Here is a 15,233-nt window from a genome sequence, read left to right as displayed (position 1 = left end):
TTCCAGACTTTCCACACGTTGCCCGAGGCGTGAGCGGTTGTCTTGGGAAAAATGAAAGCACACCGGAAGAGGTCTTTCACCCGGTGAGGTTCCAGATGCGTTAGACGAGGGGGGAAGGCATGGCAACGCTCCGGCAAATCGTCGATTATTTGGAGTCCAGTGATTACCGATCACAAGCGGGTCATCTCGCGCAGGATCCCATGTTTTCTGAGTTAAAGCAGCTTGCACAGGAAAAGCGACAGCCCGAGTATCCAGTGGAGGTTCGACAAGAAGCTGTCGATGAATGCTGAGGTCGCAAGCCGTGGGGAATCGCGGGGAATATTTTTGTGGAACGCGCGTATAATGATGACGTGCAGCTGTTGTGTGATTATCCATTGAGCGCACGTGTCTTTCTTGACGAATGCTTCCGGAAGCGCACTAGTCAGATGAGTGATTGACACTTGGTGAAAATGGGTGTACAGTTACGCTAAATAGCAACTGCACGAACATGTACTGATACATGAGCCGTATTCTCTGGCCTTTGTCTGGGGAACGACTTTTGTGTAAATTGAAAGTGTGCTTTAGGCACCATGGAGGAATTACTGCATGCAACAGGGAACAGTTAAATGGTTTAACGCAGAAAAAGGTTTTGGCTTTATTCAGGTTGAAGGCGGCGACGATGTGTTCGTGCACTTCAGCGCAATTCAAGGCAATGGCTTCAAGACCCTGGATGAAGGACAAGCTGTAGAGTTTGAAATCGTCGAAGGTCCAAAGGGCCCACAGGCTGCGAACGTTTACAAGCTGTAATTGGCTGTTAACCGCTCATGCGAATTCATTCGCATGAGCTTTTTATTTTCGCGTTGTCTGTCGCGTTGATTCGTGTAGGCGCCATCGCTAAGCACAAGCTGCTTGGCGGTGGCGCCGTTTTGTTGTAGGCCGGTTATCGTATCCTCGCCGTTTAGAAATTTCCAGATTGCTCATCATACATAGTGGACAGTGGAACGCGAAGGAGGAATGATTGTGGATCAGGAAGTTGAACGAGAGGTTCGCAAAGTGGCCGAGCAAGCCGCTAGGAACTTCCGGGCAGAATTCGGCGACGAAATATCTGGGCTGCGGAATCAAGTCGTTGAAATGCAGAAAATGATCAAGCAACTGGGCGGCAAAGATACGGCGAATAGCGGGGAAGGCCAGAATTCGGATAACCTCTTGCAACAACTGTCCGAATTTGGGCAGACGTCACAGGAACATCAACAGCGGACAAATGAACAGCTCATGCAATGTATTCAACAATCCGTTCAGTTGCTGGGACAAGCGCTCAAGTATCTTCAGACCAATCAGGTGCTCACGCAAATGAACCTATTTATCGCGAATTCTCAGCAGCAATTGCAGACGCAGCAAATGCAGGGCCAGCAGTTTGAAAAGCTGGGTGAGCAGTATATGCAGCAAGGGCAAGGGGAACGAGAACGGGACTACCATTGAGGCTGTAGCTGAACGTTCCTTTTGAAGCGATTTTGAGACAGCCGATATATGCTAGATTTGGGTTCTAGCTGGCGCTAGCCCACCTTTCACATTGAGGCTGTCCCGAGCGTGGTCATTACTGCTAAGGGACAGCCTCTTCGTTTGTGGCTTTCAATTTCTGTTTAGGAAAATTCTACAAGAATAATTATTTGGACCATCCGTAAATCACCGATGTAATATCATGGAATGGTGACTTGTCCCCGCCAATTTGTGACCACGTACCGCCCTGGTATTGCCAAATGCCGCCTAAATCTCCACCATCGCAAGTCAACACGCCTGAAGGCGACCATTGAAACGCTGGGGGACTCGCGTTGCGATCGGATGCAGAGGTTTTGTTCCAAATGCTCACCCAATGCCCAGACTTCAATTGGTAGATGTGGTCTGTCGCAGCATCACTGACGGTGAGGACGCCGGAGGGAGACCATCCAAATTGTCGGATACCGTGTGATGGGGATGCCACTTGTGCATTGCCCAGTGCAGACCATGTACCATTCTCCAAGCCCCACAAACCGGTGGATTGTCCACCTGCACCCGAGACCACTAATTCTCCTTCCGGAGACCAACCAACTTGTGAGACTGTGTCAATTGGACTCTTGCCGCCTGGTTGGGTCCATGTTCCGTTACGGTATTGCCAGACGCCATGATGGTTTGTAGCTACCGTAAGAACGCCATCGGGAGACCAGGATACCTGGATTGTGTCCGCAGCAAATGGAACGTGCGCAGAGTTCAAGTTTTTCCATTGATTATTAACATACTGCCAAACGGTTGTCGATCCGTCCGAGGCTTCAGACACAACCGTAAGGGTGCCTTCTGGCGACCATTGTATGGATTGGATGTAACCTAAGTTTGCACTGCCATTCACAAGTTGCCAGTGCCCTCCAGATTGTCGCCAAATCCCGTTTGTTTGACCGTCGTCGGGCGCGGCGTACAGGATGTTTTGAGGTGACCACGCGTGTACCGTGATCGTCCCGTCACCGTTGATGGATACGGCCTGCCAACCCTTGTTATATTCCCAAAGGGCCGCTTGACTTCCGTCGAACATATTCCCGTCGCTGCCGACCGTCGCGGCTGTCGGCGTTCCGTCACCTGAGAAATCGAGCGTTTGAAATGGATCGGTCGGCGCGCTGGTTTCAGAGCTAGGCGGCAAGTCGACCCACTTTCCTTTGAGGTAGGCGTACGCGCTGTCGTTCGCCACGGCCGTCAACGTCCCTTTGGGCACGGTAGCGGGCGGTGGGGAATCTGTTTGGGCGGATGGTTGACTGCCACACCCGCTCAAGAGTGCGCCAATTGTCAACACGGACATGGCGCTAATGGATACCTGTAATCTATGATTCGGCATTTGAGTCCTCCGGTGAATAAGATGTCGTGTCCTACAAACTCTTATTGTACCTTACGTATCCTCTCTACTAATAGGTGATTGTTGAGTGCTAGGCCACTTAAAACAGGGGAGATCACGAATTGTTTAATTGTTTTCCGTTATATGGATAGAAAAGACGCGGTTTACGTCGAGAGGGTCCTGTGGTCAATGAAAAGGGCGGCCTCATGACGGCCGCCCCACATGTGGGGGTATGCGATATGCAAGTACAGTATAAGGTGAACGATTTCTCGAAAGCTACCGAAACCGTTTACACGAAAAGTGCAGAACAGGTTCCTATGAATTCTAGCCCATCTCGCGTGCGGCGATGTAAAATGGAAAGTGTTTTTAGAATTGACAGTACATTAAGTTGTTCCACATCGATTCTGGGGGGATTACATGAAGACGCGTGCAGACGCCTTACAGTTGTTGAAACAGTATACGAAATCTGAGTCCTTGCTACGGCACGCGTATGCGGTGGAAGCGGCTTGTCGCGCTTATGCCGAAAAGTTTGGGGAGGATGTAGAAAAGTGGGGCATAGCCGGGCTATTGCACGACTTCGACTACGAAATGTACCCTTCAAAAGAAGAGCACACGATTGTCGGATCCCGCATTTTAGCTGAACAAGGTTATCCGGAAGACGTCATCTACGCCATCCGCGCACACGCCGATTACAATCATCTGCAACGCGACACGCCGTTGAGCAAAGTCGTATTCGCTTGCGATGAAATATCTGGTTTCGTGATGGCTGTTGCAATGGTTCGACCGACAAAGAACCTCGCAGAAGTAGAAGTGCGAAGTGTGAAGAAGAAATTAAAGGATAAGGCGTTTGCCCGTGGCGTGAACCGGGATGACGTATACTTGGGGGCCGAGGAACTGGGCGTAAGCCTCGATGATCACATCGCGACGGTGATTGGTGCCCTAGCGGCGATTGCACCGGAACTCGGTCTTGACGGCGCAAGTGCCTAAGTTCATACGCGACGGGAAACATACGAAACGCTGGGGAGAAGAACGCCCCCAGCGTTTCATGAAAGTTGCTGTATCAGATTTCGAAATCGAGCACAATAATGTCCTGGCGGCCAATATCTAAGGTGTATTGAACAAATTCTTGGTGTTTTGGGTGAGGTATGTAGTGGTCAAGTGCCTCACGGTCTTTGAAGCGAACGGTTAAACCCACCTGAAATCCTTGATTTCTTCCTGAGAAGTCCCGTCCAGCCACAAAGTCAACAATTCCCGGTATTTCATCTTGAAGTGTGGCTGCTTTTTCAATGCATTCCTGCATTTGCTCGTCTGTGGTATGGGGACCAAATTTGAATAGCACGACGTGTTCGACCACTTGTCATCCCTCCATTCGTGATAGAATTACCATACCGCATGTCGTGTCATCGCGCATCTTCTTGGCGTAGGAATTTTGTTTGGATAGCAATGCCCAATTGACACGCACTGGAAATCGGTGTAGAATACATATTGAGCAAGGATCTCACTTGTTCGATACAATATCTGCTTTCAACTCGACCCTGGTCGTATTGGGCAGTGTTTGTGCAAATTGAAGTGTGCATGTAGCACCATGGAGGAATTTTTTTGCAACAAGGTACAGTGAAATGGTTTAACGCTGAAAAGGGCTTTGGGTTTATCGAAGTTGAAGGCGGCGACGATGTATTCGTGCACTTTAGCGCAATTCAAAGCAATGGCTTCCGTACGCTTGATGAAGGTCAACGCGTTGAATTTGATATCGTTGAGGGTCCTAAGGGTCCACAAGCAGCGAACGTAGTTCGACTGTAATTTTTTAAAAAGAGCCTGTGCAGTGATGCATAGGCTCTTTTTTTTTATGACTGCGTATGAGATGTGGGTGACGTTTTTCTATACAGTTATGTCTACATATGTAGACACATATAGTCGCGTAACCTATAATGATGTCGGTGATGTCGAATAAGGTCGAATGTCGTCGACGGGTGGTGTTTACGGTGTTTTATTGCCTTAGGTGTCAGAGTCTTGTCCCTGAGGAGCGTGCCCAGTGGGTGTACCAAACGGGGTTTCGCCGAGTAGATAAGCAAGTATACCGATTAGGCCGATGTGGAGATACATACTGTAACGCGCCTGACAAACAACCTGTTACGGAAAAAAAGCTGCCGCCTGAGTTCGGGGATAGGGATGTAGACTGACGGTCGAGATGTTCATGCGATGACAAATGGATATCCTCATCCATGTTGCAGACTTAAGTGAACGGCGTAGGTTGTTCGCGCGGGGTGTTCTTTTAAGCCCATATGCACCGGTTCTAACATATCCACCAGAAAAAATGCATCGTGATGGAAATCGTAGACGAGTCGGCCAATGGGCTGCGGAACATCGAGACCTGTTTCTCGTGCCATCGCTCTTGTTTCATGGTCTTTTGGCGAGTGAATGGGTGCCAATTTGATGATACATTCGTGTTCTGAGACAATCTCAGCGTGTAGTGGTTCCCATACTGTAATACTGTGATCTGCGAATAAGAAAGACGTCGACATGATACCCTCCAACGATACGATTTCCCCTATTTATTAATGAATGGTTTCACATCCATACGAACATCATGCATTGGTGCATCTCGAATTGCAAATGGCTGTTTTTGCGCCAGTTCTGTATCCTGCTTTAGCATCCCAAAAATTACTGTGGCAATCGACCATTTCCCTGCGGAGATGGTCATTTATCTATTTCTGCCCTTGTGTACCTCACATATTACTGTAGCAAGTCCAGCGGAAAGGAATGATGATTGTGGCACGGCTTCGATTGCCTGGCGATACGCCTGCAGAACGGGCTCAACAACTTATCGACGCAGTTCAACAAGGGCTTGCCAATTCGAATGCGAATCTGAGTGCGAGCGCCTCGGGCAGCATCACTGTGGGCGGTACCAACATTCTTCAATCGTTGGAGAATCTGCTCGCAAACCTGCTCGGGGGTTCCACGGGCGGGAATCCTGCGGAGCCCGCAAGCATCCGTCAAGTGTTGCTCAATAATCTGAATCGGAACGTGGTCATATCCACTGCGTTCGAACCGGTGACCGGTACGATTATCGCCGTGGAGAGGGACTACGTCGTGGTGGTTGAAACCACCTCCAACCTCGTGCTTATTCCAATCGCGCAAATTGGGTCCGTAACACCAGCGTAACCTGGAAGGGAGATGTAAAGTATGCCGTTTAGAGCGACCTTTGCCGCTGAATTGAACCGTCTGGCCGGTACGAATGTGGAAGTTGCTTTTGATAATACGATTGTCGATGGTACCATCGCCTTCGCTAGCGCGGGCGTTCTGGGCTTGGTTCAGTCTACAGGTGGTTACACGCCGACCAATCAGACGACTTTTATTGCCATAAATGCAATCGACTTCGTCCGGCTGTTAAACGTGTAATGCGAAACAAATAGGCTGCATTTATAGGCGACGGGATCGTCGTCTATTTTTTTATCGGGTTAGCTTCAATCAGGCAGGTGCAACTACCCATTTTTCATGGAGATAGTTGAACATCCGTGAAACCCCTGTAACTTTCACCATACAACTAGTAGCAAGTCCACGCGAAAGGAATGATTTCATTGGCGCTTAATTTGTCTGGAGATAATTCAAGTCAGCGGATTCAGCAATTAGTTAGTTCACTTCAACAAACACTCAATGACCCGAGCCTCAGTGTATCTGCTGAAGCAAGTATCGGCGGTACGAACATCTTGGGTTCCTTGGAGACGCTGCTCGCTAACTTGACGGGCGGATTGACCGGCGGCAATCGTACGCCTAGAAACATTCGTCAGGTGCTCCTCGGCCTGTTGAATCAAAATGTGACCATCACCACACCGTTTGAGCCGGTTACTGGAACACTGACGGCCGTACAGCGGGATTATGTTGTAGTCATTGAGACAACGGGCAACACAGTACTCATTCCGATTGCACAAATCGAGTCCGTCACCGCAGCCTAAAGAAGAGGGGGATATGCATGCCATTTCAACCGACCTTCGCCGCTGAGTTAAATCAATTAGCTGGGACACAAGTGGAAGTCGCATTTGATAACACCATCACGGAAGGCGTCATCTCTTTTGCCAACGGCGGCGTACTCGGCCTTGTTCAAATGACAGGGGGCTACACGCCGACGAATCAGGTTACGTTCATCGCGACCACGGCAATTGACTTTGTTCGTTTGCTCAACGTGTAACCAGCGGGGTCCAATGGACGGGGAATAGGCGGCATTTTTGTCGTCTATTCCCCCACGACTGAAGGTTGTGTGTTTTACCAATTATTCATATGCTCCCGGATGTTTTGTAACTCTCGCAGCCGGCCTCGCGTTTCTAAAAAATCCTTGACCGCCTCAAAGTTGGCGTTTTCATCGACCGATTTTAGCATGTCTCTTAGCTTGTTCAATTGCGCCGTGAGATAGTCGATACGTTGCTCGATATACCATTGCGCTGGCTTTGTTCGTTTGCGTTGCATCACCCTTATGTCCCCTCGCTCTTGGCGAACCCCGATTCGTTTCATGTTCTCTACGTAAATAAGTCGTAAATTTTCGACAAATATTGCATGCCATCGAGGCGTTCAAATAAAATGTTTATCACTTGTACCTCGTGAATGGGGTCTTTTTGTGAAGAGAATAGGCACAACGAAGGCCACCTGGTGACGGGTGGCCTTCGTCATTCTTCGGTGGGTTGTGGTTCTGCTTCAGCGACATCAGCGAGGGATTCGAATTTGATCTCACGAGCACTTACACGTTGCACAGTTTGTTCAATCGTGAATGGGAAAGTCTCGTCTTCGTTCATCTTCAACACCCCTTTGGCTTATCGTTTCCAAATCATACCCGTTTTATTATGCGTATTCGATAAGGGTCCATCATGTTCCAGGAAATTAAAACCATTTAATACCTGCTTTAGGATTTATCGTTGTCACCCCAAAATTTTCCCCAGGATAAAAATGCCGGTGTGAGGCAAAATGCGAAAAATCCCCAGTGAGCGGTGAAGAGGGATATCAAGATACAAATGATTGGGATTCCGATGGCCAGTATCCTACCCAGTTGTTTCTTGTTCATATTGAATCACTCTCTTCCTAATAGGAAATCGAGGTATTTTCCGTTGAGTGAGTTTGAGTTTATGTTTTAGTTATATCACGATTTTCGACGCTTACACTATCGATGTCTGCCTGAAAAATGACACAATATCACCACGAATTACGGGGGACTTATTTTATGTTCCGTGCCTTCATGAAGTACACTACTTGTAGATATTGACCGATAGGTTTGGAGAGGACAGGCGTAACATGCAATCGTACGACGAGACAAAAGAATTTATCACAACCTGTCACCGGGAACTCGCGAAAGACCCAGCGGAAACGGGGCGTCGATTGGCGGAGGTTCAAAAGGAGCTTGAACAAGGGAGGTCATATGAACCGACCTATGAGGAATTGGAGCATGGCGCTAGGATGGCTTGGAGAAATAGCAATCGCTGCATTGGTCGGTTGTTTTGGAGAGCGCTAAAGGTGTTTGATGAACGACATTTGCAACATGCAGATGACATTGTATCGGCGTTGTATCGCCATATCGACTATGCGACGCACGGAGGGAAAATTCGCCCGACCATCACGGTCTTTCACCCGAAAGTCCGCATATGGAATCATCAATTGATTCGTTATGCGGGCTATGAAACGGCTGATGGGATTCTCGGAGATCCGCATTCGCTCGCATTTACACGGGCATGTATGCGTCTAGGGTGGCAGGGGAGGGGCACAGCATTTGACGTCCTGCCAATTGTGTTTCAGATAGATGGAAATGCGCCGCAGTGGTTCGCGATTCCGGATGAGTTGATTCTCGAGGTTGAGATTTCACATCCGGAACTCGCTGAATTCCGAGAACTAGGGCTGAAATGGTATAGTGTACCCATTATCTCGGACATGGCGCTCGACATCGGCGGCGTTCGCTACGCTGCAGCGCCGTTTAATGGGTGGTACATGGAGACAGAAATTGGTGCACGCAATCTTACGGACGAACGGCGATATAATATGCTCCCAAAAGTGGCTGAACTCATGGGGTTGAACACAAACAGTCATACGACTTTGTGGAAGGACAAAGCGCTCGTCGAGCTGAATGTCGCGGTATTACACTCGTTCAAGGAGCGTGGCGTCACGATTGTCGATCACCATACGGCCGCCGAACAGTTCGCGCATTTTGAGCGGATGGAAGGGGATGCCGGTCGCAGGGTTACAGGCGATTGGACATGGCTGATTCCACCACTGTCTCCCGCGACGACCCACATTTTTCATCAGGAGTACGACAATCAGGTGGTAAAACCGATGTATGTCCGGCAGGATGCCCCCTTTGACACAGGGTCTCTTTGAGTTTGTTCGGATGCGTACCGTCAACCAAATCGATGGACGGTACGCATGTTGTTATTTCAAATACACTTCTTTTATAGTTTCACAATGGTCCGGCCGCGCGCCTGACCTTGCAAGATTTGAGACAGTACGTTTGGTAGTGACTCCATCGTTACCTCGTTGACAATCTGTTCAAGGGCTGTTTTGGGCTTTAGCTCCGCGCCAATGCGTTCCCACAGCGGGGCGCGGACAGCCATCGGGCACCAGACCGAGTCAATGCCAATAAAGGAAATCGCGCGCCGCATGATGGGGAAAACGGTCGTCGCGATTTCGGGTCCGCCTGTAAAGCCGCTCGTGGCAACCGATCCGCCATATTGAAGCGTATGGAAAATGTAGATGAGGGATTTTCCGGCCACCGGATCGACTGCGCCAGCCCAACGCTCAGGTAGATCAACAGGGCGCGCATTTTCGGGTACGACCAGTTCGTCGGTGTGGATAATATCTGTCGCTCCGAGTTCTTTCAGGAATGCGTGTTCCGTTTGTTTGCGCGTCGCGGCGGTCACGGAGTAGCCTAACTGACTGAGCATCGACACTGCGGTGCTCCCTACGCCACCGGTGGCACCGGTTACGAGAATAGGTCCTTTCTCTGGCGTAAGTCCGTTGTCTTCCATTCGTTTTAAGGAGAGCGCGGAGGTGAAACCAGCGGTTCCAAGTATCATGGCTTCGCGCATGGAGAGCCCTTTTGGCAGCGGTACCACCCATTCTGCTGGAACCCGTGCCACTTCGCTAAAACCTCCAAAGTGACCGGTCCCTAAATCGTAGCTGGTGACGATCACTTCATCGCCCTCGTGGAACCGCCTGTCCGTTGAATGAATGACCTCGCCTGCCAAATCAATGCCAGGTACCATCGGGTATGTTTGTACTAATCGGCTGTTTGGCTGGGATACGATACCATCTTTGTAGTTCACGCTCGAATAGCGTACACGGATGGTAACATCTCCAGCGGGAAGGTCATTCAATGTCAATTCGCGTATACCTGAATGAAATGTGGAACCTTGTTGGTCTACGACAAAAGCACGAAAACGATCCATGCGATAAAACCTCCATCTGGTTATCCGTTTCGGTGATAAACCCGAACTATATTGTACCCCCCTACTACGGAGACTTTCCAATTGCGGTAAAATCCTGATTGGAAGCGGGGCGTGGGGGGCTCTCTCACATGAGGACCTCATATGCACACAGGGCATCCGTTTCTGGGATGCCCTGTCATGTAAATTTAATCTCCTTCAGCTTTGATAGCCTGCACGACTTTATACACGAGTAACGCCATCGCCGGGCGTGTAATGTTTCGGCGCTGTGCGGGGCTTTGTGTGCCGTTTCGAAGATGTTGTTTGTATCGCCTTTCGTATTCTCTATGGCAATCACGGCATTGACGAGTCAGTTTACCAGCGCGGGTTGAAAATTTCTCTGACGTCCATGGCAGTTCACGACCGCATGTGCGGCATCGTTGTAATGGCGTCACGAAGAAACGTCTCCTTTCATAACGGTATGATGGATGAATTTTGGCCATAGCTTGTCGTCAATGGTCTGTGTCTCTAAGACACTCGCCTGAACTGGGTAACTCCAATAGTATCCTTGACTTAGATAGGTACCCGTTAAATGCAGCGCCTCGACATCAGATTCTGTCTCTACGCCTTCGCCGATGACCCCATTGACTTCCGCGTAGGATGCGAGCAGCGTGATGAGCCGAAAGCGTGACGGTGAATGTGCAATCCCTTGCACGATAGTTCGGTCAATCTTGATAAAGTCGGGCTGCAATTCGACCATCGCGAGCAGGCTAGCACCACCACGGCCCAAATCATCCAGTGCGACGCGGAAGCCTTGTGTCTGTAAATACACGACGCTGTTCTTTAACGCGAGTGGATCAGCCAGTGATGACTCTGTCAGTTCTATCACGATTTGCGTCGCATGAAGGCGGTGTTTGTCCACGATCTGTTCAAAGGAAGCTAGGAATCCTCGTTCTAATAGACTGTTTGGCGTCACGTTGATAAACAACGGCCTTTTGTCTGCCAATGCGGTCTGGGCGTAGTTTGACAGCGCGCTTTCGATGGCGACAAGGTCAGCCTGAGCTGTCAGTTCGTACTGAACAGCCAGGTCAAACCACGTATCGGGTGGTATCCCGACGCCGTTGAGCGTCGGGCGGCTGAGTGCTTCGTACGCAAAGATATCTCGATCACGGTGACTCATGATTGGCTGAAACACCGTGTGTAAGCTGTTTGTGTGAATGAGCGACGCAAATTCCGAACGTTTCAGCGATGGCGACAAGTTTCCGTTGTACACGAGGCCGGCTGTGTGCTTGGTCACAATCAATTCACCTACTCCAATGGCTATTCTTAAGACAGCAACGATTTACGACAGCTTCCAAAAAGACATGCGGTACGAAGTGATGTAGTTAGTGCGTGTCGTCTGGCGAAAGGCGAAAACGCTCAATCAAGTGTTGTAATTCATCCGCAACTTTTGCCAATTCGGTTGCTGATGCAGAAATTTCCTCCATCGACGCCAATTGTTCCTCTGTCGCGGCAGACACGGATTGTGTCCCTGACGCCGTTGATTCCGCAATTTCGGTGACCTGGCCAATTGCCTGTGCGACTTCATCGCTGGAGGCGGCCATCTGTTGCACTGCGGCAGAGACTTCATGAATCTGATCGGCGACATGTGTGACGAAGTCGCGGATTGTGTTAAATGACGTGTCCGCCTCTGTGACTGCCGTGATGCCTTCCTCGACAGATTCTGTCGCAGACAATGCGACCGTGGAGGCGTTGTCGGTATCCGTCTGAATGGCATGAATTAAATCGGTAATCGCCTGTGCTGAACTGGACGACTGTTCAGCCAGTTTGCGGATCTCGCCTGCGACAACAGAGAATCCCTTGCCATGTTCGCCGGCTCGAGCTGCCTCAATCGCTGCATTCAGTGCCAGAAGGTTCGTCTGTGACGAGATATGGGTGATAGCTTCTACGATGGTACTGATTTGTTGCGAACGCTCGTCTAACTTCTGGACCGAGTTTGCTAGGTCAGTGACCGAACTGCGAATTAATTGCATGTGTTCAACGACCGCTTCAATCGAGTGTCGGCCGGTTCCTACTGCGTCCGAGGCGGAGGATGCAGTTGCCGATACCGATTGCGCGCGTTCCGCAATTTGTTGGATGCCCTGTGACATCTCTTCGATGATTTGATTGCCATTCTCCACGCTTTGAACCTGTTGTTCAGAGCCGATCGCGACTTGCTCAATCGTTTCTGCAATCACTTGTGTCGCCTGAGCGCCTTGACCCGAACTTGCCATCAGTTCTTCTGCAGAAGAAGCAACTTGATGAGACGTGTCTCGGACGTCGTAGAGAATGGATTGTAGGGATTGGCGCATTGCTTCAAAGTTTCGACCGAGATCACCGATTTCGTCGCTGTTTTTGATGTGGACTGGTACGGTGAGATCTCCCTTACTAATTTGCTGAGCAGAGCGGACGAGAATTTGCATTGGCTTGAGAATGGAGCGAACCACGATGAACATCAGTAACAATCCGAGAAGTAACGCGATAATCAGTACGGTAATCGTGGTGCGCAGAATCGGGTTGGCAGCCTCCGTCGATTCACTGTCTGAATACGTCCCAGCAATCTTCCAGTCGGTAAGTCGGTTCGTCGTGAATACCATCTGTGCCGGAGTGCCGTCCATCGTGTAGTCGAGCGTTCCGTTGGTCGACTTATAAAGTCCGTCGATTTCGGAGCCCGTGGCTTTGGCGCCAGGTTTTTGCCCACGAAATGCGATAACGTCTTTATCGCTATCTAGGAGTACGACATAACCTGCGTGGCCGATTGTAATGTTATTGATAATCGACTGAATCGTTTTGAGCTCCAGGTCCTCGGCGATCACCGCTTGGCGGTCTGCTGTCTGTTCGGCAATCGTTACGACTTCCTGACCCGAGGAAACCGACACGTACGGCGCTGTAATGATGATTCTGCCAGGATTTTTTACGGCTTCTTGATACCACGGTCGCTGCCTAGGGTCATATGTTTTGGGCATGATGTTATGTGGCGCGTTGATGAACGCACCATCGGCCGTGCCGATATAAGTCGTCTCCAATTCAGGATGCTTGGCCTGGTACTTGTCCACAAAATTCCACATGTCGGCTTGTGGCAACCCATTGATTTCGCTGGCCAGTATCTGAATATCTTGTTCTTTCGCTTTTATGTATTGATTGATGGTGTCATTGACCAGGTTTACACTGGATTGCGCGGCACTGTTCATTTGTGTGCTGACGCTCGATTTTGCCGATTCATAAGAAAATGCGCTGATGGCGACAGACGGAATGATGATGACTGCTGAAAATGAAAGAAAGAGCTTTGGGCCAATGTTCAATTTCATCTCGTATCTCTCCTACCCCGATTTCATGGTTATCCACTCTCTATTTATCCAGTACACTCCTTCCAAAAAATAAAGGGACCCAAAAGTGGGTCCCCGAGATCATGCCGCTTTATTCGGCAACTGGCTGGCATATTGTTGTGGAACAACAACGTAGCCCCTGTAGTTTTGCGTCCTTAGATTTCTCTAAGTTTGCCATTTCGAAAAGCCCAAAACATTGTATTACAAATCGACACAATTGGACAACATTCGACTATTTCTCAAATTTGTCCATTCTGTTGCATAAGCAAAATATTTCATTTCACTTATCCCACGAATGTGTGTCGATGGTACAGGGCCTTCGGTGTCCACACGAACCGCGTTTACTTGAATACTGTGGTCGTGGAGGTGTTTATCATGCCGCAACCCAGGAGAAGGGTGAATCGGAGTACTCGGGTGATCTCGATTTTGCCCGGCCAAGGCGTGCTGGTTACCACGGGTCGAAAGGGTGACAGAAAACAGGCGGGATGGAACCGCAGCACACGGTTTATCACCGTCCGCCCTGGCCAGAATGTGTTAGTTATCGCGATGAATGACCCGAATCGTCGATTTATGGGGCGTTTCTGAGCTACACTTCGGTGTAGCTTTTTTAGGTATTTATCCATAACTGGTTGTGGTGGCATCCGCGCCAGGTCGTGACCAGGCGCGGCGTTTTCTGTTGCTTCGAGAAGCTGAGTGAAGAAAATTTCTATTTGTGCCCATGGAAAGAATACGCATTGTGGTAGATGTCGACGTCTGGGTATGTGAACAGACTGGCCTGGCTTTCGAGATTTCTCAATCTTTGCTCCATGAGATTCAGGCGTCGCTCGTGCTCTGTGAGCCATGCATTATAGCTATTTTGCGGCACCTGAGCGGGATACGGCCGATACGCGTTGTAGACTTCTGGCTGCCAGTATGCCATCGGCGGGTACGGGAAATACGTCGTTGGGGGATACTTCCGCTGGCCGTAAATCAAAGTTTCCGCCTCCCAAATAGGTGTTTATCTAGGCCTAATGTATGATGGCATGCACAGTGATGTATCGGGCAAACGTCCATTCTGCTTGGATAGCATGATGCTTCTTCAGAATAGCACGGCTGTCTTCATTTCCGATATTTCAGTGACGATCGTTAACCCCAATATGCAGGTGTCAGGAAATGTGGAAGCGATTACAAAAATCTTGTTCACAAAGCAAGCGTTTTACACGCAAAAACGTTCATATTGCAATCGCTTTACCACCCACTCCGGGCATTTTCAAGGGCATATACTGGAGACAAATCCAAGGAGAGAGGTTGCGATAAGTATGGAACAGTTCAACACAAACGCGATGCGCTGTGTACACGAGGCAGTTCTACAGGAAGCTGCAAATAGAGGTCAAGCTTATAAGACAACCAGGACTTCTGGTCACTTCTTCCGCAAGCTGTGGAACGGGTTAGCAGGCCGCAAATGATGGAATGGCACGTCGCGATCAAAACGAAAACGCAGTATTTGATAGGCAGTCACAGGTGTTCGGGACACTCCCCCAACATGTGGCTGCTGTTTTATTGTACAGACCGAATATTGTAAAGACCGAATCGTTATTATCATCATTTAACCTCTCTGACGGAACACCATTTCGCCGTTCTTGCATAGGATGTGTGAGCATC

The 15,233-nt window shown here is 49.5% G+C and carries 21 protein-coding genes and 1 riboswitch; of the genes, 12 read left to right on the top strand and 9 right to left on the bottom strand.

Annotated features, from left to right (window positions below; genetic code table 11):
* Positions 1-119 precede the first annotated feature (119 nt).
* The 3 genes from K1I37_RS16820 to K1I37_RS16810 all read left to right on the top strand — a co-directional run bounded on the left by K1I37_RS16820 (position 120) and on the right by K1I37_RS16810 (position 1,458).
* The gene (locus K1I37_RS16820; protein ID WP_021296304.1) at positions 120-290 is read left to right on the top strand and encodes a hypothetical protein; all 171 of its coding nucleotides are present in this window, start codon (positions 120-122) and stop codon (positions 288-290) included.
* A 295-nt stretch (positions 291-585) separates the two neighbouring features.
* A complete protein-coding gene (locus tag K1I37_RS16815) occupies positions 586-786 on the top strand; it encodes a cold-shock protein (protein ID WP_021296303.1) in 201 nt (66 codons plus the stop codon).
* Between the two features lie 213 nt (positions 787-999).
* The gene (locus K1I37_RS16810) at positions 1,000-1,458 is read left to right on the top strand and encodes a hypothetical protein (RefSeq protein ID WP_021296301.1); all 459 of its coding nucleotides are present in this window, start codon (positions 1,000-1,002) and stop codon (positions 1,456-1,458) included.
* 184 nt (positions 1,459-1,642) lie between these two features.
* On the opposite strand, the gene K1I37_RS16805 is transcribed toward K1I37_RS16810, so the two are convergent.
* The gene (locus tag K1I37_RS16805) at positions 1,643-2,836 is read right to left on the bottom strand and encodes a WD40 repeat domain-containing protein (RefSeq protein WP_021296300.1); all 1,194 of its coding nucleotides are present in this window, start codon (positions 2,834-2,836) and stop codon (positions 1,643-1,645) included.
* Positions 2,837-3,250: 414 nt separating this feature from the next.
* Here K1I37_RS16805 and K1I37_RS16800 point away from each other — a divergent pair, with 414 nt between their 5' ends.
* Complete coding sequence (locus K1I37_RS16800; RefSeq protein ID WP_021296299.1) at positions 3,251-3,820, top strand: HD domain-containing protein; 570 nt, start codon at positions 3,251-3,253, stop codon at positions 3,818-3,820.
* A gap of 73 nt (positions 3,821-3,893) precedes the next feature.
* Here K1I37_RS16800 and K1I37_RS16795 read toward each other — a convergent pair whose 3' ends face one another.
* Positions 3,894-4,187: a Dabb family protein gene (locus tag K1I37_RS16795; RefSeq protein ID WP_021296298.1), complete on the bottom strand. Its 294-nt coding sequence runs from the start codon at positions 4,185-4,187 to the stop codon at positions 3,894-3,896.
* 245 nt (positions 4,188-4,432) lie between these two features.
* Here K1I37_RS16795 and K1I37_RS16790 point away from each other — a divergent pair, with 245 nt between their 5' ends.
* Positions 4,433-4,633 (top strand): cold-shock protein, encoded by a 201-nt coding sequence (locus tag K1I37_RS16790; protein ID WP_021296297.1) that lies wholly within the window; start codon positions 4,433-4,435, stop codon positions 4,631-4,633.
* 416 nt (positions 4,634-5,049) lie between these two features.
* On the opposite strand, the gene K1I37_RS16785 is transcribed toward K1I37_RS16790, so the two are convergent.
* Entirely contained in the window at positions 5,050-5,355 is a 306-nt protein-coding gene (locus tag K1I37_RS16785; RefSeq protein ID WP_021296296.1) for a hypothetical protein, read from the bottom strand.
* Between the two features lie 247 nt (positions 5,356-5,602).
* Here K1I37_RS16785 and K1I37_RS16780 point away from each other — a divergent pair, with 247 nt between their 5' ends.
* The 4 genes from K1I37_RS16780 (at position 5,603) to K1I37_RS16765 (ending at position 7,019) form a co-directional block, all read left to right on the top strand.
* Positions 5,603-5,995, top strand: a complete 393-nt coding sequence (locus tag K1I37_RS16780; RefSeq protein ID WP_021296294.1) for a DUF2642 domain-containing protein — start codon at positions 5,603-5,605, stop codon at positions 5,993-5,995.
* Between the two features lie 21 nt (positions 5,996-6,016).
* Entirely contained in the window at positions 6,017-6,232 is a 216-nt protein-coding gene (locus K1I37_RS16775; RefSeq protein ID WP_021296293.1) for a hypothetical protein, read from the top strand.
* A gap of 179 nt (positions 6,233-6,411) precedes the next feature.
* Positions 6,412-6,786 carry a DUF2642 domain-containing protein gene (locus tag K1I37_RS16770; protein ID WP_021296292.1) on the top strand — a complete coding sequence of 125 codons (375 nt, stop codon included), beginning with the start codon at positions 6,412-6,414 and terminating at the stop codon, positions 6,784-6,786.
* 17 nt (positions 6,787-6,803) lie between these two features.
* Entirely contained in the window at positions 6,804-7,019 is a 216-nt protein-coding gene (locus K1I37_RS16765; protein WP_021296291.1) for a hypothetical protein, read from the top strand.
* A gap of 74 nt (positions 7,020-7,093) precedes the next feature.
* Here K1I37_RS16765 and K1I37_RS16760 read toward each other — a convergent pair whose 3' ends face one another.
* Positions 7,094-7,297: a hypothetical protein gene (locus K1I37_RS16760; protein ID WP_021296290.1), complete on the bottom strand. Its 204-nt coding sequence runs from the start codon at positions 7,295-7,297 to the stop codon at positions 7,094-7,096.
* Between the two features lie 194 nt (positions 7,298-7,491).
* Positions 7,492-7,617, bottom strand: a complete 126-nt coding sequence (locus K1I37_RS21590) for a hypothetical protein (protein WP_021296288.1) — start codon at positions 7,615-7,617, stop codon at positions 7,492-7,494.
* 493 nt (positions 7,618-8,110) lie between these two features.
* Between K1I37_RS21590 and K1I37_RS16755 the strand changes: the two genes are divergently transcribed.
* Positions 8,111-9,184, top strand: coding sequence for a nitric oxide synthase oxygenase (locus K1I37_RS16755; protein ID WP_021296287.1), 1,074 nt, complete (start codon positions 8,111-8,113; stop codon positions 9,182-9,184).
* A gap of 71 nt (positions 9,185-9,255) precedes the next feature.
* Here the strand turns inward: K1I37_RS16755 and K1I37_RS16750 are convergent, their stop codons facing one another.
* From K1I37_RS16750 to K1I37_RS16740, 3 genes are all read right to left on the bottom strand, one after another.
* Positions 9,256-10,251 (bottom strand): acrylyl-CoA reductase family protein, encoded by a 996-nt coding sequence (locus K1I37_RS16750; RefSeq protein WP_021296286.1) that lies wholly within the window; start codon positions 10,249-10,251, stop codon positions 9,256-9,258.
* Between the two features lie 427 nt (positions 10,252-10,678).
* A complete protein-coding gene (locus tag K1I37_RS16745) occupies positions 10,679-11,524 on the bottom strand; it encodes an EAL domain-containing protein (protein ID WP_152498778.1) in 846 nt (281 codons plus the stop codon).
* An 88-nt stretch (positions 11,525-11,612) separates the two neighbouring features.
* On the bottom strand, positions 11,613-13,574 hold the full coding sequence (locus tag K1I37_RS16740; RefSeq protein ID WP_021296284.1) for a methyl-accepting chemotaxis protein: 1,962 nt from the start codon (positions 13,572-13,574) through the stop codon (positions 11,613-11,615).
* A gap of 112 nt (positions 13,575-13,686) precedes the next feature.
* Positions 13,687-13,778, bottom strand: a riboswitch (cyclic di-GMP riboswitch).
* Positions 13,779-13,967: 189 nt separating this feature from the next.
* On the opposite strand from K1I37_RS16740, the gene K1I37_RS16735 reads away from it, so the two are divergent.
* The gene (locus K1I37_RS16735) at positions 13,968-14,177 is read left to right on the top strand and encodes a hypothetical protein (RefSeq protein ID WP_021296283.1); all 210 of its coding nucleotides are present in this window, start codon (positions 13,968-13,970) and stop codon (positions 14,175-14,177) included.
* 121 nt (positions 14,178-14,298) lie between these two features.
* Here K1I37_RS16735 and K1I37_RS16730 read toward each other — a convergent pair whose 3' ends face one another.
* Entirely contained in the window at positions 14,299-14,565 is a 267-nt protein-coding gene (locus tag K1I37_RS16730; RefSeq protein ID WP_021296282.1) for a hypothetical protein, read from the bottom strand.
* A gap of 37 nt (positions 14,566-14,602) precedes the next feature.
* Between K1I37_RS16730 and K1I37_RS16725 the strand changes: the two genes are divergently transcribed.
* Entirely contained in the window at positions 14,603-15,037 is a 435-nt protein-coding gene (locus tag K1I37_RS16725) for a hypothetical protein (RefSeq protein ID WP_021296281.1), read from the top strand.
* Positions 15,038-15,233 lie beyond the last annotated feature (196 nt).

The sequence above is a fragment of the Alicyclobacillus acidoterrestris genome, from assembly GCF_022674245.1.
GTDB lineage: Bacteria > Bacillota > Bacilli > Alicyclobacillales > Alicyclobacillaceae > Alicyclobacillus > Alicyclobacillus acidoterrestris.
The sequence above is the reverse complement of the archived record's forward strand: the minus strand, read 5'-3'. Positions and strand labels throughout refer to the sequence as shown.

What these genes read in the sequence shown, in the direction of transcription:
- K1I37_RS16820 (WP_021296304.1), top strand. Translation starts at nt 120, where the DNA reads ATGGCAACGCTCCGGCAAATCGTCGATTATTTGGAGTCCAGTGATTAC.
- K1I37_RS16815 (WP_021296303.1), top strand. Translation starts at nt 586, where the DNA reads ATGCAACAGGGAACAGTTAAATGGTTTAACGCAGAAAAAGGTTTTGGC.
- K1I37_RS16805 (WP_021296300.1), bottom strand. Translation starts at nt 2,836, where the DNA reads ATGCCGAATCATAGATTACAGGTATCCATTAGCGCCATGTCCGTGTTG.
- K1I37_RS16800 (WP_021296299.1), top strand. Translation starts at nt 3,251, where the DNA reads ATGAAGACGCGTGCAGACGCCTTACAGTTGTTGAAACAGTATACGAAA.
- K1I37_RS16785 (WP_021296296.1), bottom strand. Translation starts at nt 5,355, where the DNA reads ATGTCGACGTCTTTCTTATTCGCAGATCACAGTATTACAGTATGGGAA.
- K1I37_RS16775 (WP_021296293.1), top strand. Translation starts at nt 6,017, where the DNA reads ATGCCGTTTAGAGCGACCTTTGCCGCTGAATTGAACCGTCTGGCCGGT.
- K1I37_RS16765 (WP_021296291.1), top strand. Translation starts at nt 6,804, where the DNA reads ATGCCATTTCAACCGACCTTCGCCGCTGAGTTAAATCAATTAGCTGGG.
- K1I37_RS21590 (WP_021296288.1), bottom strand. Translation starts at nt 7,617, where the DNA reads ATGAACGAAGACGAGACTTTCCCATTCACGATTGAACAAACTGTGCAA.
- K1I37_RS16755 (WP_021296287.1), top strand. Translation starts at nt 8,111, where the DNA reads ATGCAATCGTACGACGAGACAAAAGAATTTATCACAACCTGTCACCGG.
- K1I37_RS16750 (WP_021296286.1), bottom strand. Translation starts at nt 10,251, where the DNA reads ATGGATCGTTTTCGTGCTTTTGTCGTAGACCAACAAGGTTCCACATTT.
- K1I37_RS16740 (WP_021296284.1), bottom strand. Translation starts at nt 13,574, where the DNA reads ATGAAATTGAACATTGGCCCAAAGCTCTTTCTTTCATTTTCAGCAGTC.
- K1I37_RS16735 (WP_021296283.1), top strand. Translation starts at nt 13,968, where the DNA reads ATGCCGCAACCCAGGAGAAGGGTGAATCGGAGTACTCGGGTGATCTCG.
- K1I37_RS16725 (WP_021296281.1), top strand. Translation starts at nt 14,603, where the DNA reads ATGTATGATGGCATGCACAGTGATGTATCGGGCAAACGTCCATTCTGC.